The sequence below is a fragment of the Pseudoalteromonas sp. Ld19 genome, from assembly GCF_045064135.1.
Lineage (GTDB): Bacteria > Pseudomonadota > Gammaproteobacteria > Enterobacterales > Alteromonadaceae > Pseudoalteromonas > Pseudoalteromonas aliena.
In genome coordinates, this window is the sequence record NZ_JBISHA010000021.1 from 347,091 (window position 1) to 370,603 (window position 23,513).

The 23,513-nt window shown below is 38.4% G+C and carries 21 protein-coding genes; 13 read left to right on the top strand and 8 right to left on the bottom strand.

Translation table 11 applies throughout. The annotated features are described in order from the left end of the window. Positions 1-29: 29 nt before the first annotated feature. Both ACJJVZ_RS13435 and ACJJVZ_RS13440 read right to left on the bottom strand, forming a co-directional pair. On the bottom strand, positions 30-2,717 hold the full coding sequence (locus ACJJVZ_RS13435; RefSeq protein ID WP_405601177.1) for a TonB-dependent receptor: 2,688 nt from the start codon (positions 2,715-2,717) through the stop codon (positions 30-32). A gap of 561 nt (positions 2,718-3,278) precedes the next feature. Beyond that, positions 3,279-3,704 carry a hypothetical protein gene (locus tag ACJJVZ_RS13440; protein ID WP_405601179.1) on the bottom strand — a complete coding sequence of 142 codons (426 nt, stop codon included), beginning with the start codon at positions 3,702-3,704 and terminating at the stop codon, positions 3,279-3,281. Between the two features lie 342 nt (positions 3,705-4,046). On the opposite strand from ACJJVZ_RS13440, the gene ccoN reads away from it, so the two are divergent. From ccoN to ttcA, 12 genes are all read left to right on the top strand, one after another. Beyond that, positions 4,047-5,480 carry a cytochrome-c oxidase, cbb3-type subunit I gene (ccoN, locus tag ACJJVZ_RS13445; protein WP_077538298.1) on the top strand — a complete coding sequence of 478 codons (1,434 nt, stop codon included), beginning with the start codon at positions 4,047-4,049 and terminating at the stop codon, positions 5,478-5,480. Between the two features lie 12 nt (positions 5,481-5,492). After that, on the top strand, positions 5,493-6,167 hold the full coding sequence (gene ccoO / locus ACJJVZ_RS13450) for a cytochrome-c oxidase, cbb3-type subunit II (RefSeq protein ID WP_405601181.1): 675 nt from the start codon (positions 5,493-5,495) through the stop codon (positions 6,165-6,167). Between the two features lie 6 nt (positions 6,168-6,173). After that, positions 6,174-6,359: a cbb3-type cytochrome c oxidase subunit 3 gene (locus ACJJVZ_RS13455; protein ID WP_182701396.1), complete on the top strand. Its 186-nt coding sequence runs from the start codon at positions 6,174-6,176 to the stop codon at positions 6,357-6,359. Further along, a complete protein-coding gene (gene ccoP, locus ACJJVZ_RS13460; protein ID WP_182701395.1) occupies positions 6,356-7,390 on the top strand; it encodes a cytochrome-c oxidase, cbb3-type subunit III in 1,035 nt (344 codons plus the stop codon). Before ACJJVZ_RS13455 ends, ccoP begins: the two co-directional genes overlap by 4 nt. A gap of 149 nt (positions 7,391-7,539) precedes the next feature. After that, positions 7,540-8,031 carry a FixH family protein gene (locus ACJJVZ_RS13465; RefSeq protein ID WP_405601185.1) on the top strand — a complete coding sequence of 164 codons (492 nt, stop codon included), beginning with the start codon at positions 7,540-7,542 and terminating at the stop codon, positions 8,029-8,031. A gap of 8 nt (positions 8,032-8,039) precedes the next feature. Next, positions 8,040-10,415 carry a heavy metal translocating P-type ATPase gene (locus ACJJVZ_RS13470; protein ID WP_405601188.1) on the top strand — a complete coding sequence of 792 codons (2,376 nt, stop codon included), beginning with the start codon at positions 8,040-8,042 and terminating at the stop codon, positions 10,413-10,415. Continuing rightward, a complete protein-coding gene (gene ccoS / locus ACJJVZ_RS13475; RefSeq protein ID WP_002963071.1) occupies positions 10,412-10,579 on the top strand; it encodes a cbb3-type cytochrome oxidase assembly protein CcoS in 168 nt (55 codons plus the stop codon). The genes ACJJVZ_RS13470 and ccoS overlap by 4 nt, the downstream gene beginning before the upstream one ends. Further along, the gene (locus ACJJVZ_RS13480; RefSeq protein ID WP_138586837.1) at positions 10,572-11,243 is read left to right on the top strand and encodes a sulfite exporter TauE/SafE family protein; all 672 of its coding nucleotides are present in this window, start codon (positions 10,572-10,574) and stop codon (positions 11,241-11,243) included. Before ccoS ends, ACJJVZ_RS13480 begins: the two co-directional genes overlap by 8 nt. Before the next feature lie 41 nt (positions 11,244-11,284). Then, positions 11,285-12,022 (top strand): FNR family transcription factor, encoded by a 738-nt coding sequence (locus ACJJVZ_RS13485; protein ID WP_138586835.1) that lies wholly within the window; start codon positions 11,285-11,287, stop codon positions 12,020-12,022. Positions 12,023-12,434: 412 nt separating this feature from the next. Continuing rightward, entirely contained in the window at positions 12,435-13,586 is a 1,152-nt protein-coding gene (locus ACJJVZ_RS13490) for a right-handed parallel beta-helix repeat-containing protein (RefSeq protein WP_405601192.1), read from the top strand. Between the two features lie 196 nt (positions 13,587-13,782). Then, complete coding sequence (gene uspE / locus ACJJVZ_RS13495) at positions 13,783-14,715, top strand: universal stress protein UspE (protein ID WP_138584747.1); 933 nt, start codon at positions 13,783-13,785, stop codon at positions 14,713-14,715. A 176-nt stretch (positions 14,716-14,891) separates the two neighbouring features. Then, complete coding sequence (gene ttcA, locus ACJJVZ_RS13500) at positions 14,892-15,806, top strand: tRNA 2-thiocytidine(32) synthetase TtcA (RefSeq protein ID WP_193155647.1); 915 nt, start codon at positions 14,892-14,894, stop codon at positions 15,804-15,806. A gap of 67 nt (positions 15,807-15,873) precedes the next feature. On the opposite strand, the gene ACJJVZ_RS13505 is transcribed toward ttcA, so the two are convergent. The 6 genes from ACJJVZ_RS13505 to queE form a co-directional block, all read right to left on the bottom strand. After that, complete coding sequence (locus tag ACJJVZ_RS13505) at positions 15,874-16,941, bottom strand: hypothetical protein (protein WP_405601194.1); 1,068 nt, start codon at positions 16,939-16,941, stop codon at positions 15,874-15,876. A gap of 297 nt (positions 16,942-17,238) precedes the next feature. Continuing rightward, positions 17,239-18,309 (bottom strand): hypothetical protein, encoded by a 1,071-nt coding sequence (locus ACJJVZ_RS13510; RefSeq protein ID WP_405601197.1) that lies wholly within the window; start codon positions 18,307-18,309, stop codon positions 17,239-17,241. Between the two features lie 551 nt (positions 18,310-18,860). After that, positions 18,861-19,379: a GNAT family N-acetyltransferase gene (locus ACJJVZ_RS13515; protein WP_405601199.1), complete on the bottom strand. Its 519-nt coding sequence runs from the start codon at positions 19,377-19,379 to the stop codon at positions 18,861-18,863. 276 nt (positions 19,380-19,655) lie between these two features. Beyond that, entirely contained in the window at positions 19,656-20,534 is an 879-nt protein-coding gene (locus ACJJVZ_RS13520) for a hypothetical protein (RefSeq protein ID WP_405601201.1), read from the bottom strand. Between the two features lie 586 nt (positions 20,535-21,120). Continuing rightward, positions 21,121-21,864, bottom strand: coding sequence for a class I SAM-dependent DNA methyltransferase (locus tag ACJJVZ_RS13525; RefSeq protein WP_405601204.1), 744 nt, complete (start codon positions 21,862-21,864; stop codon positions 21,121-21,123). A 141-nt stretch (positions 21,865-22,005) separates the two neighbouring features. Then, positions 22,006-22,671 (bottom strand): 7-carboxy-7-deazaguanine synthase QueE, encoded by a 666-nt coding sequence (gene queE / locus ACJJVZ_RS13530; protein ID WP_405601207.1) that lies wholly within the window; start codon positions 22,669-22,671, stop codon positions 22,006-22,008. Positions 22,672-22,816: 145 nt separating this feature from the next. Between queE and queC the strand changes: the two genes are divergently transcribed. Further along, entirely contained in the window at positions 22,817-23,473 is a 657-nt protein-coding gene (queC, locus tag ACJJVZ_RS13535; RefSeq protein WP_008136967.1) for a 7-cyano-7-deazaguanine synthase QueC, read from the top strand. The last annotated feature ends 40 nt before the right edge of the window (positions 23,474-23,513 follow it).

Below are 23,513 nucleotides of genomic sequence, written 5' to 3' on the forward strand. Positions count from 1 at the left end.
ACTGAGCCTCAATAAGATTAAACTGCTAATTAAAGCTTAATGTTTACACCAGCAAATAAACGACGGCCAAGTACATCATATGTATATGGGTCAGTATTTGCAGAGTAATTACCAGTGTAGTAAGGAGGTTGCTTATCAAACATATTGTTGATACCAGCAGACACAGTAACTACATCGTTAATCATGTAAGAACCACTAATATCATGATACACAACTGATGGTGTAGTCGGTGCAATACATTCGCTTTGATCAAGTCGACAAGTAAAGCTGTCCATACCAGCAACATAACGTGCTTCGTATGTTGCATCCCACGAGTCACCACTGACAGTTACGTGAAGGTTAGACTTAAGATCAGCATAGCCACCTTTACCGTTTGTAATATAACCTTGATAGTCAATTACCGCGCCAGTATCAACAACATATTCATCTAAATAGGTTGTATCAAGGCCTGTTTTCCACGCTAAACCTAACGCATCAAATGAATACTTTAAGTTTAAATCTATGCCTGATGTTTTTTCTGAGCCTATGTTACGCAACTGGTTGTTGAACACGATACGGCCATCAGTACGTATTAACGCACCAGTGTTTTCACACAATGTAGTCCCAGTACCATTAGGGTTAATACACTGATCGACAACAAATTGACTTGTGTAAGTACTAATAGCATTTTCAATTTCAATATCGTAGTAATCTAACGTCATTGAAAAACCGTCAAGCCATTGTGGCTCATAAACAACACCAAATGTTAACGTATCTGCTTCTTCAGGTGTTAAAGCAGCATTGCCGCCCACAGTTACTTCAGCTTGATCGTCTGCACCTGGGAAAGTTACGCCATCATAAGAAATGGCTTTGCCTGAGTATAACTCATCAACTGTTGGGGCACGGAAAGCTGTTGAGCGTACTGCACGCATCATTAGCTCATCGTTAGCGCGCCAAGTTAAGCCCAATTTCCACGTATTGTCTGAACCAAATGTACTGTAATCAAAGGCACGGACTGCAGCGCTTAACTCAACACTGTCAGCGAATGGTGCATTTGCTAGCAATGGTATTGCAAACTCAACGTACGCTTCATCTACATTAAAACCACCACTTGTTGGATCTACGCGAGGGTCATTTCCTAAACCTTGAGCAGCAATTGAATCAGGATCTTGCCATGCTTTTTCTTGGCGATGCTCAATACCGGCAGCAAATGCAGCATAACCTGCTGGTAGTTCAAACATTTCACCAGAAAGAGAACCTGAAACGATAAACAACTGGCTTCCACCAGACTCTTGCTCTTTATAAATGTATTCGCTTACGTTTGATTGAACCCAGTCAGCTTCATCTAAAGGGTTAAAGTTACCTGCCTCAACATCCGCTTTTAAAGCTGAAACGTTATGCAGGTTACTTGTTTTACTTACAGAGTCATTTCGACCAAAGTTAGCAGAAAGATCCCACGAGTAATCGTTAATAACACCTTCTGCACCTACAACGATACGCACTGTATCCACTGTTTGAGTGTAGTTACGTGTACCACTTTCGCTCATACGACGACGGTAGCTGATTGGATCGCCAGCTGCATAATTTGTTGCAGTTGTTACGTAATCACCATTTGCATCTTTTACAAATGCATTATTAGCAACTTGACGTTTATCAAAAGTTTGACCTAAAAGGCTGTTGCCCATAGTGCTTGGATCATAAGCAAACTTAAAATTAATTGGTTGTGGTGCTAACTGTTGCTCTGACCAGCGTTTTGTATAGGTAAACTCACTAAAAAAACTTGTGTCGTCAGATAACTCATAAGTACCAAGTCCTGTAATATTTAATCGGTTCATCGGCGTATACAAGTAACTACTGCGAGCATAGTTGTATGAATCATTTTCAGCTGAATAACGGTGTAACCCGCCTAAACCGCTTAAACCACTATCGTCAGCTATACCGGTTTGTTCAATTTCACCTTTTTTATTTAAAATACCAGCAGTTAAACTGTTTTGAATATGGCCGCCTTCACTAAATGAAGAACCTCCACAATAAAAACCGTTACTCCCCTCTTCAATTGGGCAATCTGAAAAACCTCTGTTAGCTTGGCTTGCTTCGCCACGATTTGTGTACTGCGCACCAAAAACAATATTACCTTTATCGAATGAAGTACCGACAGTGAAGTCAATAGAATTCTCAGTCGCATCATGCTTTGATGTCATTGCAGAATTGACGTTTAAATCAAGGCCTTCAAAATCATTTTTTAGAATAATATTTACAACACCAGCAACGGCATCTGTACCGTATACAGCTGAAGCGCCATCTTTAAGTACTTCAATTTGCTTGATCATAGAAACTGGAATTGTATTTAAATCAACAGTAGACGCTGCACCAGTTCCTGAGTTGATCATACGACGTCCATTCACAAGTACTAATGTACGCTGTGAACCTAAACCACGTAAATTGATAGATGCGTTACCACCAGAGCCGTTATTTACGCCGGGGTTGGTCATTGCGCCGCCAGTAGCGGTCATTTGTTGAAGTACGCTATCAACAGATGTTGCACCAGATGCTCTTATCTCATCTGCGCCAATGAGTGTTACTGGGCTAGCAGTTTCCATATCTGAACGCTTAATACGAGAACCCGTAACTTGAATTTTTTCGATTGATTTTACAGCTTCATCAGCAGCTAAAACTTGTACACTTGAGAACATTGGAATTGCTGCAATTACAGCTAAGCCAAGAGTTGATTTTTTCATGAAAGAACCCTACTTGTTGGAAATTTACCAATATTGGTAACACTCACTTTTATAAGATTGGTGAGCTGGGCAGGCAACTTAGGCCCAGTTAACTGAATGAAAACTTAATAGCAGGTTGATTTTTGACAGTGGATAATAGGAATGAAACATTCAAGGTACAAAGGTTATAACTTGTTTCATTGTAAACTAAAAAATACAGATAAAAATCAATAAATTAAACAGACTTTGATACAATTAAAAAACAGGTGAAACCAATATGATGTAGTTTGTAATTATATGTAATCACACAAGAAATAAGCTTAGCAAAAGCAAATTAACAAGTTGATCACAGCACATTATTAAAAGCGCAAAACTAAATGTTAATTACTAACTATATTTATGCGGTTATTGTGAGCAATTTTAACGGTTTAACTCACTTTACATATTTACTAGAGAGGCCTATGTTGTGTTTACTGAATAACTCGAATATCCAACAGCAAAGCGCACTTCATAAAAAGACTGGAAAGTGTATGGTGATCGAACGCAATAATCGCTCGTATCAATCTAGGGCATAGATTGGTATTAGTAATTTACATAAAAAGGGTAATGGAGTGTTTTTTCAACTGAGGTGGTTTTATTTACTAAGGTAAGTTCTAAGTTCCAAAGCATGTTTTTTTCAGCGCATATACCCACCATAGTTTCGCTTTGCCAACTATCGCCGTATTGCTTAAATTGTTGGGGTATATAGCCCATATACATAGTAATACCTTTTAGTTTGGCATTTGTAATGTGTAACCCGCTAGGCAGTTTGCTAAAAATTGTAAAGGGGGTTTCGGGCGAAGGAGAGGCGTCACTTAGCCATATTTTAACACCACTTGGGAAAGTACAGGGTAAATTAGCATCGCATGCCTCTTTATTTTCGAGCAAAACCTCATTGTTTTCAGAAAAATCGCATGCTGTTAATAACAAAGTCAGTACTAAAAATACGGGTGATCTGTATCCAAGCATAATAATCTCGCTGTAAATAAAAGCGAATCTTAATAATCGGGTCTATAAATAACAAGTAGTAATGTTACGCTTAGTCAAAATATGGCACAAACTGTGTCAAAAAATAAACAACAAACTCACAAAGTTTGATTGATGTCATAATATTACGTAATTGAACTATCTTTTTTAGGTCAAAAAATTTATCATTTCACCCGCAAAAATTAAGGGTTTCTCGAGTTTGTTTTCTGAAGCATTCATGCTTTGAACGTTTTAGGTAACATGCTTGTGAAGTAATAGTAGGCCCCACTTTTTATCGGTGGGTAATTCATTTCTAAACGCATTTATTGCAGCGGAAGCCAGAAAATGAGCCAAACAGTAGCATCACAAACTGAGTATAACTATAAAGTTGTACGCCAATTCGCTATTATGACAGTGATTTGGGGCATCGTTGGCATGAGTATTGGGGTTCTGATTGCTGCCCAATTAGCTTGGCCAGCACTTAACTTTGATACACCATGGTTAACTTACTCTCGACTACGTCCGTTACACACGAACGCAGTAATTTTCGCATTTGGTACCAGTGCACTTTTTGCGACATCTTATTATGTCGTTCAACGTACTTGTCAAACGCGTCTTTTCTCAGACAAACTCGCCGCCATTTCATTTTGGGGCTGGCAGCTCGTTATTGTATTAGCTGTAATAACGCTACCACTAGGTATTACTAGCTCTAAAGAATATGCAGAACTTGAATGGCCAATCGATATTTTAATCGCTGTGGTTTGGATTATTTATGCGATTGTATTCTTTGGTACTTTAATCAAGCGTAAAGTGTCGCATATCTATGTTGCTAACTGGTTCTACGCTGGCTTTATTATCACTGTTGCTGTGCTTCACATTGTAAACAGCATGGCAGTGCCGGTATCGTTAACTAAATCGTACTCAATCTATGCAGGTGCGGTAGATGCGATGGTTCAGTGGTGGTACGGACATAATGCGGTAGGTTTCCTACTAACGGCTGGTTTCTTGGGTATGATGTATTACTTTGTACCAAAGCAAGCAGGTCGTCCAGTTTACTCATACCGTTTATCGGTTGTTCACTTTTGGGCGTTAATTTCATTATACATCTGGGCAGGTCCTCATCACCTTCACTACACTGCACTTCCTGATTGGACGCAAAGTTTAGGTATGGTTATGTCTATTATCTTATTCGTACCGTCTTGGGGTGGTATGATCAACGGTATTATGACACTGTCTGGTGCGTGGCATAAACTACGTACTGACCCTGTATTACGTTTCTTAGTTGTTTCATTATCTTTCTACGGTATGTCTACGTTTGAAGGTCCAATGATGGCAATTAAATCTGTAAATGCATTATCTCACTACACAGATTGGACAATCGGCCACGTACACTCAGGTGCACTAGGTTGGGTTGCGATGATTTCAATTGGTGCTATTTACCATCTGATCCCTGCGTTATTCGCACAAGGTCGTATGTATAGCGTTAAATTGGTTAATACTCATTTTTGGTTACACACTGTCGGTGTTGTTTTATACATTGTTGCAATGTGGATCTCTGGTGTAATGCAAGGTCTAATGTGGCGTGCAGTAAATGCTGACGGTACATTAATGTACAGCTTTGTGCAGTCTTTAGAAGCGTCGCATCCTTTCTATATCATGCGTTTTGTTGGCGGTGTATTCATCGTAGCAGGCATGTTAGTTATGGCTTATAACGTTTTCCGTACAATTTCAGCTGAGAAAGAATCTCTGAAGTTAGACGCGCAAGCACAATTAGCATAACGGAGTGAGATGATGAGCAATAAAAATTCACAAAACAAACATGAAATAGTAGAAAAGAACGTTGGCCTAATGGCTATACTGACTGTTTTTGCTATCAGCTTTGGTGCACTAGTTGAAATTACTCCGCTAATGTTCCAAGACGATACGACTAAGCCGGTAGAAGGCTTACGCCCTCTAAATGCTTTAGAAATGGAAGGCCGAGATATATACGTGCGTGAAGGGTGTTACAACTGTCATTCACAAATGATCCGTCCTTTTCGTGATGAAGTTGAGCGTTATGGTCACTACTCTGTAGCAGGCGAATCAGTATGGGATCACCCTTTCCAATGGGGTTCTAAACGAACTGGTCCTGATTTAGCACGCGTTGGTAAACGTTACTCGGACGATTGGCATTATGCTCATTTAGTGGACCCACGGGCTGTGGTTCCTGAGTCTAATATGCCAAGTTTTCCTTGGTTAGCAGAGGATAAGGTAGATACTAGCCTGACTCTGAAAAAACTACAAATTTTCCGTGATACTTTTGCTATTAACCCAGAAAACCCTAAACACCCGGGTTTAGGTTATGGCAGCGACGAAGAGCTTCAAGCTGATGTTGAGAAGGTTAACGCTATGAATAACGGCGAAGGCGCAACTGAAATGCAAGCCCTAATCGCGTATTTACAGCAACTTGGCACTCACTTGAAGTAAAAAATTATGGATTACGGAACATACAGAGGCATTTTGACTCTGGTAATTTTAGTATTGTTTATTGTGATTGTTGTATGGGCATACAGCAAGCGTAGCAAAACTCGTTTTGATAGCGCTGCTAATGCCATTTTTGAAGATGAAAAAAAACATAACAACACACTCTCTAACGAGGAAAAGGAGTCTGAAAAATGACTAGCTTTTGGAGTATTTGGGTTATTGTATTAACCCTTGCATGCTTATTCATCATCTTTGGCTTACTAGTTTGGAACTTAAAAAACTATACTGGCGTAAAAGAAGGTGAAAGCTGTGGACATGAATTTGACGGCATTGAAGAGTTAAATAACCCACTACCAAAATGGTGGACTTACATGTTCTTCGCTACTTTTATTTGGTCTGTATATTACCTTGCAGCTTACCCAGGTTTAGGCAACTGGGAAGGATTAGGTAAATGGACTAGCTCTAATCAAGGTATTACTACTTTAGCGGAATCTAAAGAAGCAATAGCGAAAGCGAAGGAAGAAGGTCGCTTTGTAAAGCTTGATAAAGAGTACGAAGCCGCAGAAGAGCGCTTTGGTCCTATTTTCAACCGACTAGCACAAGTGCCAGTTTTAGATTTAGTTAATTCTAAGTTTGAAGGTGACGCAGCGCAGCAAGTTGCACTTGAAAACGGTGACAAACATGAACAAACAGATGGTCAACTAGCCATCGAAATTGGTCAGCGTTTATTCTCACAAAACTGTGCGCAATGTCATGGTTCTGATGCGCGTGGTGGCACTGGCTTCCCTAACCTAACTGATAAAGATTGGTTATATGGCGGTACACCAGACAAAATTAGAGAAACACTCTTACTTGGTCGTATTGCAGCAATGCCAGCTTGGGGCCCAGCCCTTGGCGAGCAAGGTATTAAAGAAATGACAGCACATGTGCTGAGCCTTTCTGGTCGTACCGTTAACCAAAAAGATGCAGCAGCAGGCGAAGCAAAATTTGCAATGTGCGCCGCATGTCACGGTGCTGACGGTAAAGGGTCGGTTGCACATAACCTGCCATTTGGCGCGCCAAACCTGACTGATAACATTTGGTTATATGGTGGCTCTCAACGCGCTGTTGAAGAAACACTCAACCACGGCCGTGCCGGTGTAATGCCAGCATGGAAAGACATTTTAGGTGAAGATAAAATTCACTTATTAACTGCCTATGTTTACAGTTTATCGCAAGATAAATAAGCACGCGGTTAATAAAATGTTTATAAATTAATTTATTTAATTCAATAGATTAATCCAGATCAAAAAAGCCTCCACTGTGAGGCTTTTTTTTAGTCTTTTACGTATAATTCCTATAAAATAGCCTTTCCTAAACTAATTTTAGAGACACTATGCAACCTACTCCGTGGTATAAAAATTTTTGGCCTTGGTTTTTAATCTTTTTCCCATTAGCGGCCATTATTGGCTGTATCAGCTTATTTATTACAGCAATAGGTAACGGCCCAGACATGGTTGTTGATGACTACTACAAAAAAGGTAAAGCAATAAACTTAGAGCTTAGTAAGTTTGAAAAAGCAAAAGCACTTTACCTACATGGCGAATTAAATGTCACTAACGAGCGCGTAAGATTCAAATTTACAAAAGGCGACAGTAGTAATGTGCATGCATTAAAACTCTCGTTTTATCATCGCACTATAAAAGCACATGACTTTGAAGCCATGCTTACTCCAAATGCAAACCAAGAATTCACGGCATTACTGAATGATTTTACACAAGGTGCCTACTCAGTATTTATTGAGCCCGTAGACGGTAGCTGGAAACTAAAAGAAAATATTATTTTACCAACTGAACAAACCGTTTTAGTTACTCCTAACTATAAGTAGTCCTAACTATGTCTAACTCTTGCTTTCATTGCCTTGAGAGTGTGCCAAACGGATTTAGTGCAAGCGTTATCATTGATGATAAAGCACAGCCAATGTGTTGCATTGGCTGTCAAGCCGTTGCGCAAAATATCGTTGATCAAGGTATGACTGATTATTATAAGTACCGCACAGTTCGTGCTGGTAAGGTCGAACAGCTAGTACCTGAGCAACTCGCATTTATAAAAAGTTATGACAACGAAGACATTCAAGATGAGTTTATAGCCACAAACGATAGTATTTCAGAGGTATTATTAAGTGTTGAAGGCATAACTTGTGCAGCTTGTGCATGGCTCATCGAAAAACAATTGTTAAATTTAAAAACAGTAAAACGGGTTGATGTAAATACCTCAACAAATCGCGCGATGATCCAGTGGGATAAAACCCGTACACCTCTTAGTGAAATAATCACTGCACTTGCTAAAATTGGCTACAAAGCGTACCCGTTCCAATCAGATATTGAAGCGCAGCAAAAGCAACAAACTGCCAAAGCCTATATTCGCCGTTTAGGTGTTGCAGGTTTGATGACCATGCAAGTCATGATGTTTGCATTTGCCATGTACTTTGGCATGTTCTCAGGCATGGATAGTAACTTTGAGCAATATTTTAGGTGGATCAGTTTAGTCCTTGCTTCCCCTGTCATTCTGTACAGTGCACTTCCCTTTTTAACTAATGCCATCAATGGATTAAAGTCTAAACAGCTCAACATGGACTTACCCGTGTCGCTCGCTATTTTTGGTGCGTATGGCGCCAGTTGCTACGCCACATTTATGGAAGTGGGCGAAGTCTATTTTGAATCGGTATGCATGTTTACCTTTTTACTATTACTTGGGAAATACCTTGAATTTAGAGCGCGTTTAAAAGCCAGTGAATTTACTGCTAACCTACAAAAATTATTGCCATTAACAGCGCGCACAATTAATGATAACGGTGAAGAGCTTATAATTGCAGCCAAAAAACTAAAGCTCAATGACCTAGTGCTAATTAAAGCCGGTGAAACAATTCCTGCCGATGGTGAACTTGTTAAAGGTAAAACTACCGTTGATGAGTCAATGATGACAGGGGAGCATCAACCAGTGACTAAATTTATTGGTCACAATGTCTATGCTGGATGCGTTAATCACGACGGCGTTATTGAAATAAAAATCAATAAAATTGGTCAAAACACGCTGCTCAACCAAATTATACGCTTGCAACATAATGCACTCACTAAGCGCCCTAAATTAGTCGAAATTACTGATAAAGTAGCACAGTGGTTTATTGCCTCTTTACTTATATTTGCTTCAATTACTGCTATTGGTTGGTACCAAATAGCCCCTGAGCATGCCTTTTGGATCACTATTTCTGTTTTAGTTGCTACCTGCCCATGTGCACTGAGTTTAGCCATACCAACGGCACTTACTTGCGCCGTAGCGACACTAACTCGAAAAGGCATATTAATAAAACAAGCACATGTGCTAGAAACGCTCTCACAAATAACCTTATTTGCGTTTGATAAAACAGGCACACTCACCCAAGGTAAATTTAGCCTTGATGCCGTGGACATACTCGATAAACAATACACAAAAGGCCAAATTTTAGAAATAGCGGCTATGTTAGAAAGCTACTCGGAGCACCCTATTGCCAGTGCTTTTAATGAATTTACACCCGCTCAACGCACTTTTGTCGATGTTGAAATTCACCCTGGGTTAGGAATTAGCGCGCAAGATGATATGAATCATTACGCAATAGGTAAAAGTGGCTGGTTTGATAGTAAAAAAACCAATGCACAAGCGAGCTTATATATAAACAAACAGGTAGTCGCACGTTTTTACTTTATTGATAAGATTAAAAAAGATGCCAAGCAACTTGTAGACTCACTACAATCACAAAAGCTGACATGCCACATGTTAACTGGCGATGCATCAGATGCAGGGCAAAAAATTGCTAAGCAGCTTAAGCTTAACAGTGTGCAATCTGGATGCTCGCCACAGGATAAACAAACAGCCGTTGAGCAATGGGCTTCACAAAACGAAGTCGTTGCAATGGTCGGTGATGGCGTGAACGACAGCCCTGTATTTGCCAGCGCACATTTATCAATTGCCATGGAAACCGGTGCTGATATATCAAAAAACAGTGCCGATGTAGTGCTCCTTAATAGCGACTTAGCTTCAATCGATCATTTACTCAATGTGGCAAAACAAACCAGACGGATTATTAAGCAAAACCTTGCGCTGTCTTTATTGTACAATGGTTCGATATTACCGCTTGCTGCATTGGGCCTAGTTGCTCCGTGGATGGCTGTCATTGGCATGTCTGCCAGCTCAATTATTGTGATCTGTAATTCACTAAGGCTATTAAAGTTATGAGCATAATTTACATTTTGATCCCCATTGCTATTTTATTTGTCATTATTGCCATTGGTGTCTTTTTTTGGGCTGTAAAAAGCGAGCAGTTCTCGGATTTAAACAAGCAAGGCCACAGTATTTTGTTCGAAGACGACAAAGAGCAGCATAACAAAAGCAATGATTGACCCTCTTTATACCAGTGCATTTTTAATGGGCCTCATTGGTAGCGGCCATTGCATTGCTATGTGCGGCGGTATAGCTGGTTCATTGCAGTTAGCCAGCGACAAGCGTAAAACATTCACTTACTCATTAGCGTATAATATCGGTCGTGCACTAAGTTACATGATTGCGGGCGCGCTAGTTGCAGGAATTAGCAGCCAATTTGCCAAGCAAAATACATCTTTTTCTTTAATACTTTCATTTATTGCTGCCATTTTTATGTTACTTGTAGGCGTTTATATAATGCGTCTAGGGCCCACTTTACAATGGTTAGAAAAAATTGGAAAAACTTTAATATGGCAGCATATTGTTAAGCTTAATAAATATTTAATGCCAATAAACTCCCCTTTTAAAGCTTTAGGTTATGGTGCTTTATGGGGCTGGCTGCCTTGTGGTCTGGTATACTCAGCTTTAACTTGGGCCATGACCAGCCCAAGCGCACTAGATGGCGCTTTAGTTATGTTATGTTTTGCCTTGGGCACTTTTCCAGCAATGATCACATTAGGTGTTACCGCGCAAAAGCTAAACACACTAATTAACCATCCTTGGACCCGAATTGTATTAGGCAGCGTTATAATTTGGTATGGTATCTACTTATTGATTATTGCAACCGACAAGCTGGTACTTTAATCTAGACAACGTCGTGAATAAAAATTAAAACGGATTAAATTATGGATTTCTCTCAAAGCCGCGCTAAAGGTAATTGTGCTATTAGCTGTAATAATTGCAGTATCAGTCAATTGTGTTTGCCATTCTCACTTAATGGCCAAGAAATGGATAAGCTTGACGAAATCATTGAACGAAAGAAACCACTTCACAAAGGCGACTACTTATTTGAATCTGGTGCACCTTTAAAGGCTATTTATGCAGTGCGCTCTGGTTCATTCAAATCATATACATTATCAGAGCAAGGCGATGAGCAAATTACTGGCTTTCACCTAGCGGGCGATCTAGTTGGTTTTGATGCAATAAATAAAATGACACACCCAAGCTTTTCACAAGCATTAGAAACATCAATGGTGTGCGAAATCCCATTTGATACCCTCGATGAGCTATCAGGTAAATTACCAAAACTACGCCAACAAATAATGCGCTTAATGAGCAGTGAGATTACATACGATCAAGAAATGCTGCTATTACTCAATAAAAAATCAGCAGAGGAACGCTTAGCTAGTTTCATTTATAACTTGTCAGAGCGTTTTGGTGAGCGTGGTTTTTCGCGTAAAGAATTTAGATTTACCATGACACGCGGAGAGATTGGTAACTATTTAGGTCTAACCGTTGAAACTATAAGCCGTTTACTGAGCCGTTTTCAAAAAGCCGACTTAATAAAAGTAGAAGGCAAGTTCATTACTATTTTAGACAATAATGCACTCGCTAAAACAGCCGCAATAGTAAAGCCTTGTTAATAAATACCTCTCCCTAAAAATCAGCACTTTATTCGTAATTAGAGTGTAATTATTGCAATTACACTTCCCCTCAACTAATACTTTAGAAGTGAACTTATACAAATCAGTATAAGTATGTAAACTATTTAACGATATGAAAACTGCGATCTAATTCAGTGTAATTATCCTTACAGTGCGTTTTCATTTATACCAATCTGCTTATATATGGGGTCTATTTAATGTTAAGAAAATTACACTAGAACAGGCAAAAATTTTTGTATTTAGTTGTTCTAAATAAAAATTTTTAACGACGTTATAGTGCAGTTTAATTCGTTAAATTGATCAACGATTTATGCAGTTTGGTATTAGTCATATTGCAATCCTTATCATAGTTATAAACTTCTATTTATTAACAATATAAAAGGAATAACCTATGCCTAATATTTTATATTTCCTGTTTATCTTCTCTTTAAGTATCTTCAGTAGTCAAGCATCAAGTTCAATGTTACCTGATGATAATATTGATGACTCCCAAGCATTAAAAGAGTTAATTTTAAACACTGCGGAAAATAGCGAGTTAGTGATAGAGCAACCAGGTATTTATGATATTTGCTCAGCCATCATTTTTAGAAATATTAATAATATCGTTATTTCTGCGCAAAAAGGGGTAGTGCTAAGAAAGTGTGAAAAATTTGACGGTGAATATATTTTAGCTTTTTATAACTCGCGCTTTATCACTATTGAAGGCTTCACCTTTGAAGGGTTAACAAAAGACACTGTTAATTATGTGTGGGGTGAGCAAGGCATACTCTTTGCTGGTTCTTCTGATATATCGGTACGTGATAATCAGTTTTTTAACTTTGGGGATGCCGCAATCAGAGCGACCTCTTCTCATTTATCTTCTTATGATGCGCCAATTAATTCTTTTAGAGTCAAAATTACCAATAATTACTTTGAAAATATCACGCAAGTTACCACCACTCACCCTTGGAATAATAACTTTGGTGGTACGCATGATATTACTGTTGAAAATAATATTTTTGAAGGTTTAAAAGGCTCTTTAAAATTTGCTTCCGTAAAGCCAGTGTCAAAGGGGCTAATAAAATATAATACATTTAAAAATACCAAAGGGACTGCAATTGAGCTGACCTATTATTCCGATGTTAAAATAATTGCGAATACGTTTGTAGATACAGATAAATTTATACTCAATGCCTACCCAAATAAGCCAAGCAGCGTGACAACACCATTTAATTGGGGAAATATATATTTTACGCACAACAGTATTATACGTTCTAAAGGGGGGATCAGAATACAGTCTGATGTCACAAATGAGCTCATTGACGATAAATACGTCAGAGGTATTCATATCAATAATAATCACTTTCTCAATATTGATATGACTGTTTACCCTGAAAAAAAATACTGGGATCTAATTAACTTATTCTCTCGTGGTGGGAAAAGCTATGTATTTTCTACAATTAAGAACAATACTTATAACTTACTCCCAGAAGTAAACTTTGTGAAAAAAACGAGTGGATTTATCGAGAAAAATAATACATTACTCACACCTAAAAGTGATTAGAGCGTGTTGACCTTTCGTGATTGATTTTGGTTTAAATTAACTTTCAGTCTGTTTTATAGCCATTTTAGGTTATTGATTTTTAATAACCTTGGATAAAAAATTTCTTGATTTAGAACAACAATTTTTATGCTATTCCTTTAACTGTCTTGTATTTAAGTTACACTAAAATACACCTGTTCAGTAAATGGAGTAGCATATGGACACTATTAAACGCATTATTGCGATAATCGACCCTACCAAAGACGACCAACATGGTTTGGCGCGTTCAATCGACTTAGCTAAAAAATCTGGCGCAAGTATTACCGCTTTTATGACCGTTTACGATTTTTCTTACGAGATGACGACAATGCTCTCAGGAGATGAACGTGAAGCAATGCGAAAAGCCGTTATTAAAGACCGTGAACTATGGCTAAACGATCTGGTCTCTCCTTATCAAGACCTTGATATTGAAACCCAAGTTGTGTGGCATAATCGCCCTTACGAAGCCATTATCAACACTGTTATTGAGCAGCAATATGATCTCGTTATAAAAAGCACACATCAACATGGCGCACTTAAGTCGGTTATTTTTACTCCTACTGACTGGCACTTAGTGCGAAAATGCCCTACTCCTGTATTGTTTGTGAAAGAAATGGCATGGCCTGCACACGGTAATATTTTGGCAGCTGTAAATGCCGTTAGTGAAAACGAGCAGCATATGGCGCTTAACAAACGCATTATTAAAGATGCGCAATTTCTATGTGAACTCGCCAATGCCAAGCTCAATTTAGTTAACGCCTACCCTGCAACCCCAATTAATATAGCCATTGAAATTCCTGAGTTTAATCCAGGGCTTTATAATGAGTCAGTTAAAAAACACCATATTGATTCAACCAATGAGCTTGCCGCTGAGTTTAATTTACGCCAAGAACAATGTTTTATTGAAGAAGGCTTACCTGAGGATGTAATTCCTGATGTAGCTAAGCGATTAAATAGCGAGTTAGTCGTTATTGGCACTGTTGGCCGCACGGGTTTAAGCGCAGCGCTTGTAGGTAACACCGCAGAGCATGTAATTGATAGCTTAGATTGCGATGTACTTGCACTAAAACCCGATGGTTACGTGAGCCCGATGGCAAAAAAGCGGGATTAATACCAAACTGCATAAACCTTTTAGCAGGTAACAGCCCGCATGCTACTTGCTAAAATACCTTGTTTAATTTCTTTTTTAATTACACCCTAAACTCGCATATTCAGGTGGTTTGGGTATAATACGCCCCTTTATTTTTAGCAAATAACTTTGCTGTGTTGTTTTACTAGGGGGCGTAATTGTCACATTCAGATCAAGCTAAAGCTCAATTTAACTTAAATAAGCTGCAAAAGCGTTTACGTCGCCAAACTGGTCAAGCCGTTATGGACTTCAATATGATTGAAGAAGGCGACCGTATAATGGTATGCCTTTCTGGCGGTAAAGACAGCTACACAATGCTTGAAATGCTCCAGCATTTAAAACGTGTGGCACCGATAAAGTTTGATCTTGTTGTTGTAAACCTTGATCAAAAGCAACCAGGCTTTCCTGAGCATGTTTTACCCCAGTATCTTGATAAACTAAATGTTGAATACAAAATTGTAGAAGAAGATACCTACAGTATTGTTACCGATATTATTCCTGAAGGTAAAACAACCTGTTCACTTTGCTCTCGCTTACGTCGTGGTATTTTATACCGCACAGCAAAAGAATTAGGCGCGACTAAAATTGCGCTTGGCCATCATCGCGACGATATGATTGAAACCCTATTTTTAAACATGTTTTACGGCGGTAAGCTAAAAAGTATGCCGGCTAAACTGATGAGCGATAATGGCGAGCACATGGTTATTCGCCCACTTGCATACTGTAGAGAAACCGATATAGCTCAATACGCATTTGCACAAGGCTACCCTATTATTCCGTGTAATTTATGTGGCTCACAAGAAAACCTACAGCGTAAACACACAAAAGCAATGCTTGCTAAATGGGATGCCGATCATCCAGGTCGTATCGAGAGTATTTTTACCGCGATGCAAAATGTAGTGCCTTCGCATTTAGCTGATGCCGAACTATTTGATTTTAAAAACTTACAAACAGGCGACGTTATTGACGGTGGCGATATTGCCCTTGATAAACCCGATATTCCTAAAGTCCCTGTTAATAGCGAATTTGATGAACCAAAAGTTCCTGACGTAGTAACTATCAATCTAAGCTAGCTATCGTTACGGGTTTGTATGGATATACAAACCCGTAATATTTGCCAACTCGAGCTTACTCTTTATTTTACCCCTGTGCTAAACCTTGTAAAAACTCTAAACTTAATTTTTCTTGTGCATTTACCTGATATGGTAATTGCTGCAAACTATCATAAGCAAAGTCAGTGATCTCAAAATAGCTAATTTCACTGCTGCCAAAACTATTTTGCTCGCCTGGGCTTGGCGACATTCTTTCGATGACAAAATCGCTTAGGCGCATACTTGTTATACCTTGCGGTAACACTGACCAATGCGATTTTAAATCAAGTAATTGATTACCTTCAGTCAGACGCTCTTTTGCAACCAAATGGGCAAGCGGCGTATTCCCATCATATAAATTAGCTCGAACACGGTATAAACCACTTTTTATAACGTTTAAATTAGCAGGCACAATCATATTGTCATTGTGTGCATACGCTTTATTAAAGCCTGTTAACGTTGCACTTGGTGCCATGTATTGAATTTCAGCCACAGCAGGGACTTTTTTACCCGCAATATCTGCTTGAACAAACAGTTGTATATTTCGAGGGTAACTTTCCTCCCCCTTAAACGTTATAATTGCTTCGCCTTCACGTGCACTGCCTTTATGCGTACTAATTACTTCTTTCGTATCGGTATTGGAAAGTTCAACCACTACCTTGCCTAAACTCTGTGCATTTACATTGACAACTATGTCTTGTGGGTATGTAAAGCGATACTGTTTAAGGCTAACGGTAAGCGCTGCGCCACTTTCATCAATAGGACTCGATACAGGGTAAAACTGATTTGGTTTTAAGCGGTCTTCATCCAAAGCGCTTATCGGCTGAGAGTATGGCGGAAACTTTAGCGCATTTTCGTATTGCATTGCTACCAGATCAGCTGCTTGCGATAAATTATCATCAAAAATAACGTGTTGTTTTGACGCTTGAGCTGGCTTTTTATTTTTAGGTAAATCGATAGGAATAACTTTAACTGGCTGTGTATCTAGCGTACTTTGCATTTTTTTTACCGGTAACGCAGTACGTTCAACCGACTTATTAGACACATTTTTATTCGTAAACCACAGCGCAAATAAAGTAATGCTAACAATTAAAGCTACCGCATAAAATTTTTTCATCGTTTATGTCTTTATCCTTATAAAACACGAGGTTTTATACCAATTCGCTTAATTAAATAATCTATTTTGAGTTAAGTAAACCGTGTCGATAACAAGGCAAATTTTTAACGCCGTTAGCACCTGGTTTAATCCCTCAAGTTGATTACGTATTATTGCAAATTGGTATTATCTTTAATCACACACTTTTTTGCTTTTATAATAAGTGAGTGCCCATCAGATAAAAGTTCAATAAAACGTTAAACAATATTATTGAGCTATTTAACTCGTTAAAATAAACTTAATAAAATTGAGAGTAAATCACGGGATCACGTTATAAATAAGTGCTGAAGCACTCACATTATTTGAATCCTTAACGTAACGGTACTCTTTTTTCCAAAACCAACTCCCCGTTGTTTTATCAAACGTTTTAAAGCCTATATTGTTGTCTTCTACATTCACATTATTCATCGCAATGGTTACATTGCCTTTTCGTTGCGCATTATGAATGTCGCTATGATTGTAGCTTTTACTCATCATTATTGGGTAGTGATTCGGCATAAAACTAGTCACCGCATTTCCTTGTGACTTTAAATGACCATCTGTATCAATATTACCACTGCAGCTACCAAACGATTTTGCAGCACTCGCGCCACACGATGAATGCGATGCAACAACCGAATCATCATTTCCTTTTAAAAAACCACCCGTTAAACCCAAATAAGCATTTCCGTCGGCAACAAAACGTAAACGCGGTGTGCGTGCATCTGGAAACGGCGAAATTTTACGTGCATTATTTACTTTTAAATCGTGTAGAACACCCACAGCTTCAGTAACCTCGCTCCCAAGCCACCATTTGAGTGCAGCATCAACCGCAAAGTTCCATGATGCGCCAGTTAATGCACTTACAGCAACATCAGCCAATTCACTTCCGCCACCAGCACCTGCTAAATCGAACGTAGCAACAATATTAAGTGGTTTTAAACCTGCATTTTCCAGCCAGTTTTCTTGGTTATCTATAATATGGCGAGCAATTAAATCCCCTGTTGAATGGGTTACAAACACACAACCTTGCTCACACAAGTTAGACTGTGACATTTGCTTTAATTTAGGCCACACCCAATCAGTGGCTATCTTTCCTTCCACCCTTTCATAAGCAGGCCAATCAATTCGCTCATCCGCACGACTATTCCAATATGATTGCCAATATGTTTCGCCATCATTAACAACATCACTCCCCGACTTATTCACTATTTGTGATACCTGTAAACCATGAATAAGTACAATTTTGTAATCTTTACTCGCGGCAGAAAAGCTCATAAGCATAGCCAGTCCTGCGCCAAGTAAATGGCTGGCTTTTATTAGCCCTGATGTGCGCTTTTTATTATTCATACCATTCCTTAATGTTGTGTGTGCAGTGTTTTTTATTATTTAAGGTATTCGTGTATAACCTGCGCAAACGTGTTAGTTCACACCTTCATCAGTATTAGGATTAAACAACAAAATTGCAACAATTTATTATCATTTAACTTGTTCTAAAATTAAATTCACTTATAAACAAGTAATTAAAAAATATCGTTGTGGTATTTGAAATTATAACGAGGAAGTATCAGTAACTAACCTGAACTTTAGTTAAGAGATTTACTAACTTATTGAATAATTGTGATATTTAAACTTATTTTCTCTAGCCAGAGATTTTCAGTGAAAACAAGGCGAATTTACGCGTCAATAGCGGGCCTATTGCAAGTAAATTCAACGCAGTTAGCGCTGGAAATAGCTGCTCGAGATAGATTTATTATCCAGAGTTCAGGTTAACTAATAAGGCAAGGCTTGTATAAGTGTAATGGTGCAGTAACCCACTTTAAGCCGCCGTTTTGGGGATGTTTATTCTTTGAGGTCTTTTAAAGGTCGCATTGAGCAAATTAAAGACGTGATAACAACAGTCACAACCCGACCCGATATACATTGAGTTGCTGCATGGTATTGTTAGCAAATGCAAAGTCGGGGATCGTATCCACTAAACTTGCACCTGATTTTAAAGCAATGTTAATGCTAGCTACATTTTGCTCTAAGCATCTAAACTCAATGACTTTAGCGCTTGTATTTTTGAGTATGTTTGGCACTCTGGCGATTACTTGACTGATAATACCATTTCCTTGTGCATCACTACTTAACCAGTAACCAAGCTCGGCTATATTTAGCTCAGGACAAATAGATTTAACTGCAAAAACACCACTCAAATTATCTTTATAATAAATCTTAAACCACCGCGAACCATTCAGCCCGCTATTTACTCTGTCGAGTATGTACTTTTTAGCTGATTCAATATTGTTTACCCCTTCTACCCAAGGCAAAAACTTCCCTAAACTTGCTCGACTTAAATTAACAACCCTTAAAATATCCGCCGCATCGCTTTCCACTAAAAGAGCTAGTTTAATCTGTTCTGTAATTTGAATATGCAAGTGTTCTTCCTTGTGTGTATTGATTTTTATAGTTGTAAGTTTAAAACTAAAGATCACTATTAAATAACCCCAAACTTATTTAACGGCTGAATAACCTTTTATTTATTAAAAGATACAGAAAAGTATTGCTCTAGGGCAACGCTTTTTTTATGTTACTTACTTAAAGTTTGATTAAGTAAAAGCATGATCGAGGGATAAGTAGGCGTTCCATGATTTTGATTTATGGAGTCAATATTTGACCCCTTTGGATTTTTTATTCAATATTGGAATATTATATTAGTCTTGGGGGGCTAAGCTCTTAATCGCAATATACTTAGGGTGATTCTTTATAAATATTGTCCACTTACGATGCATATTATTAAGTCTTTCATTTGCATAAAGGCGATTATCTAAACCCGGAAAGTTAAAAAGCTCGAATATAGAACAGTAAAAATTTGAAAGATCTTCTTCTACATTAGTTAGTTCAGCTACGGAGCCAATAAAGCTAAATCTTACCCCTAGTCTGTTTAACTTACTTTTTAACCCTTTACTAAAGTCGTGCCTTGGACCCATCTTTCTGATACTTCTTGATTTTGCCAAATAATATTCATTGCTATCCAAGTAATTGATAAAGTTATTAGCATAAACACTATAGAAACTTTCTATAGCTCTAAAGAAGCTCTCACTAGCAATCATAGATGGTGCTTCAGGCATACTTGAACTAAATAGGCTCGCATAACAAGTATCCGATCTGATATTTTTAAAATGGTTTTCATTCGAATTCACTAACTTGGTGCAATATTTTTCAAACTCTTCATGTGTTTTATAGAAATAATTAACAGCGTTATTTTTTAACGTAATCTCATTACTCACAGCCTTTTGCTTAGAAGAATGAAATCTCGCAACCATAACTCCAAAAACTATGCTAAGTGAAAGTAATGAAATTGGGAAAGTAAAATATTTTATAAAAGCTGATACTTCAGGCTGAGAAAATACAAATCTAAATTGCCCCTTAAGCCACAACTGAAATGAAAATACCGAGATTATTAAGGCTGCTATCACTACAGGTAAAAAAATAGCAAGGCGAAATGAGAAGTTTTCATGCAAACCAACTGTTTCGTCAACCTTAAAAAATTGCTTGTGCCTTGATCTTGGTTTTAATTTTTCTTTGTCCATAATTTAACTTGTCCTTTATATTCAAGCAGTAGATTCGAATAGAGCGACTTACTAGGCTTCCTAAAAAAGAGATAAAACCTTGACTACATGAGCATGATTAATTGATTTAAGCTCTTTATTCGCGCGCGGTTGGAACTCTAAGTTCCGAAGACGTGTTAATAAAGCTTTTATCGTTGTATTGAGTTTCGTTGCACTCAACTCAACCTAGGAAATTTAACTTAACTCTGAACCAAGAAGGTCAAATTCTTACTTCAAACATCATGATCATTTAGGCCTTCTATTACTATTTTTAGCTATTTTATAATACAAAGTACCGTTATGAAACCAGAGGAGCCAAAACTTGATTTCATATATCATAATTAATTAACGCCTTCTTTTGCTATTTTTAACCAGTCAACAATAATATAACTTAGCTATTTATACCCTCTGTAACTTAAATAAGTTACTGTGTCGGATGGCATTTCGCTTATTCGACCTACGCTTTCAAATATATAATGCTGGGGTATTGGGGGCGTGGGTATTGGAGGTTGGTTGGGTTTCGCTACGCTCTACCCAACCTTTTATCTCTTCTTGATGAGTGTTTAACTTAAATTTTTACGCAGACAAAAATGGCGTTGCCTGAGCGCTGTGCCCATGGGGTTATTTTGTCGTAATCATGTTCAAATATGTGAATTTCGAAGTGCGGCTTTAGGGCTTCTTTAAGCTCGGTATAACTAAAAGCCACCATTGGGTGCTCGTCGTGCCAAACGAGTGTTTTATCTGCGGTGGTTTTTTCGATGTTAAGTTTTAATAACTGTTTGCTGCCGCTGCCACTATAGTGCCAGCCAGAGCGAAATGTGAAGAAGCTATTTTCGCTTGTTGCGGTATGCTCTACAAATGAATCGCTGTCGATTTTGTTTTTATCAACGGCGTTAAAGCAAAATATGCCACCTACATTTAATGCATTGTGCACGCTAGCAAGGCACTCTTTTAGCTTATCAATTCCGTCGCAGTAATGCAGTGAATACAAAAAGCAGGTAATTAAATCCATGTGCGCGGTGACTTTAAATTCACTCATGTTTTGCAATGAAAATTGCGCTTCTGGGCAACGAACTTTTGCTTTATCGAGCATTGGCTGGTTTAAATCAAGCCCGCTACTTTTATAGCCGTAATCAATAAAGTGGCGTACATGCGGGCCGGTACCACATGCTAAATCGAGATGGGTATTTCCGCTATTACCAAAAATTTGGTGCAGCCTGTGAATAGAATTGCTCTGGGCTTGATAATCTATATCTGCGCACATTAAGTCGTAGTAATCAGAAAGGTCGGTGTAAAGCGCGTTTGCGGACATAGTAAGCCTAGTGTGTAGTCGTGTATTTTAAGTCGCGCATAGTAAACTAGTTAGCACAATTAACGAAGAAGATATAAGCTTTAGTGTTGTCGGATGGCGCTTCGCTTATCCGACCTACGTAACATAACTTTAAGCTGTGCTTTAACTAATCCCTAAATACTTATGCACTTGTATTGATAGGCGCCAGTTTTTAGCAATACAGGTATCGATTGCTAACTTTGTAGCTAATACTTTTTGGCTAATTGGCTGCAAATAAACAAGCTTTGGGTTAACGCCTGTTTTAGCAAATAATTCTTCTAGCTCTTCTACGTGCTTTTGCATAGCAACGGGGTGTTTAATCTCGTTGGCACGCTTCATCGCACTGGTAAGTACTTCGTAACCGCCACGCATATTAATTTTTGGCGATACTGTTACCCATGTTTGCTCTGGTGCGAGTATTTCAAACGTGCCGCTTGTTTCTATTTGCGTACTAAAACCGTTCTCATGTAATAAGTTACAGACTGGGTTTAAGTCGAACATACATGGCTCGCCGCCGGTAATTACAACATGTTTTGCGGTATAACCACGCGATTGAAATAATGCGAGTACTTGCTCAGCATTTGCATCGGCCCAATGATCTGAGTCAGCCTTTTTTTCTACGGTTTCATCCAGTGATACTTTATATACATTATCAACATCCCACGTTTGCTTAGTGTCGCACCAAGAGCAGCCTACTGGGCAACCTTGCAGACGTAAAAATATTGAGGGCGTGCCGGTAAAACTAGCTTCACCTTGAATGGTTTCAAACACTTCATTAATTTTGTACAAAAGAGATCTCACTTACTACCTAGCAGCCAAATTGCTACTATTAAAAAACCAAAAAGCGCTGTGCAAAAATTGTTATTTAAGCTGCGGCCGTGTAGTATATCGCGCCCTGATATAAACCTCTATTAAAACTAAGAGCAAAACAGATATGACGCAAAAAGTAGTTGTTATTTATTCCGGCGGTATGGACTCATTTACCGTATTAAATAAAGCCCTGCAACAAGGCCATGATGTATATGCCCTTTCATTTGACTATGGTCAGCGTCATGTAAAAGAGCTTAAAGTGGCAGCAAGTGTGTGTGAAAAATTAAACGTGCCACATAAAATTGTTGATATTTCGGCGATTAACCAACTTATTGGTGGCTCATCACTTACTGATGATATTGATGTGCCTGAAGGCCACTACGAAGAGGAGAGCATGAAAAGTACGATTGTACCTAATCGTAATATGATTTTGCTCTCGCTTGCTGTTGGTTACGCGGTATCACTTAAAGCTGGCAAAGTTTACTACGGCGCTCATTCTGGGGATCATGCTATTTACCCTGATTGCCGTCCTGAATTTGTGCAAAAAATGGATGATGTGTGCCGTATTGCGAACTACGACGCTGTAGAAATTTTTAGCCCGTATTTAAATAATACTAAAATTGGTATTTTAACTGACGGTATTGAAATGGGTTTAGATTACAGCCAAACGTGGACCTGTTATAACGGCCGTGAAAAGGCCTGTGGTAAATGTGGCGCGTGCCAAGAACGCCTTGAAGCATTTGCACTAAATAACATTACAGATCCGTTAGAATACGAATAAGCCGCAATTAATTAGTAATGTAATTGCTGCAAATAAAAAA

Excerpts from the sequence above, each read along its gene's own strand:
- ACJJVZ_RS13470 (WP_405601188.1), top strand. The coding sequence starts at position 8,040 with ATGTCTAACTCTTGCTTTCATTGCCTTGAGAGTGTGCCAAACGGATTT.
- queC (WP_008136967.1), top strand. The coding sequence starts at position 22,817 with ATGACGCAAAAAGTAGTTGTTATTTATTCCGGCGGTATGGACTCATTT.
- ACJJVZ_RS13520 (WP_405601201.1), bottom strand. The coding sequence starts at position 20,534 with ATGGACAAAGAAAAATTAAAACCAAGATCAAGGCACAAGCAATTTTTT.
- ccoP (WP_182701395.1), top strand. The coding sequence starts at position 6,356 with ATGACTAGCTTTTGGAGTATTTGGGTTATTGTATTAACCCTTGCATGC.
- ACJJVZ_RS13465 (WP_405601185.1), top strand. The coding sequence starts at position 7,540 with ATGCAACCTACTCCGTGGTATAAAAATTTTTGGCCTTGGTTTTTAATC.
- ACJJVZ_RS13485 (WP_138586835.1), top strand. The coding sequence starts at position 11,285 with ATGGATTTCTCTCAAAGCCGCGCTAAAGGTAATTGTGCTATTAGCTGT.
- ccoS (WP_002963071.1), top strand. The coding sequence starts at position 10,412 with ATGAGCATAATTTACATTTTGATCCCCATTGCTATTTTATTTGTCATT.
- ACJJVZ_RS13440 (WP_405601179.1), bottom strand. The coding sequence starts at position 3,704 with ATGCTTGGATACAGATCACCCGTATTTTTAGTACTGACTTTGTTATTA.
- ACJJVZ_RS13435 (WP_405601177.1), bottom strand. The coding sequence starts at position 2,717 with ATGAAAAAATCAACTCTTGGCTTAGCTGTAATTGCAGCAATTCCAATG.
- ccoO (WP_405601181.1), top strand. The coding sequence starts at position 5,493 with ATGAGCAATAAAAATTCACAAAACAAACATGAAATAGTAGAAAAGAAC.
- ACJJVZ_RS13525 (WP_405601204.1), bottom strand. The coding sequence starts at position 21,864 with ATGTCCGCAAACGCGCTTTACACCGACCTTTCTGATTACTACGACTTA.
- ACJJVZ_RS13510 (WP_405601197.1), bottom strand. The coding sequence starts at position 18,309 with ATGAATAATAAAAAGCGCACATCAGGGCTAATAAAAGCCAGCCATTTA.
- ccoN (WP_077538298.1), top strand. The coding sequence starts at position 4,047 with ATGAGCCAAACAGTAGCATCACAAACTGAGTATAACTATAAAGTTGTA.
- ACJJVZ_RS13505 (WP_405601194.1), bottom strand. The coding sequence starts at position 16,941 with ATGAAAAAATTTTATGCGGTAGCTTTAATTGTTAGCATTACTTTATTT.
- ACJJVZ_RS13480 (WP_138586837.1), top strand. The coding sequence starts at position 10,572 with ATGATTGACCCTCTTTATACCAGTGCATTTTTAATGGGCCTCATTGGT.
- ACJJVZ_RS13490 (WP_405601192.1), top strand. The coding sequence starts at position 12,435 with ATGCCTAATATTTTATATTTCCTGTTTATCTTCTCTTTAAGTATCTTC.
- ACJJVZ_RS13455 (WP_182701396.1), top strand. The coding sequence starts at position 6,174 with ATGGATTACGGAACATACAGAGGCATTTTGACTCTGGTAATTTTAGTA.
- uspE (WP_138584747.1), top strand. The coding sequence starts at position 13,783 with ATGGACACTATTAAACGCATTATTGCGATAATCGACCCTACCAAAGAC.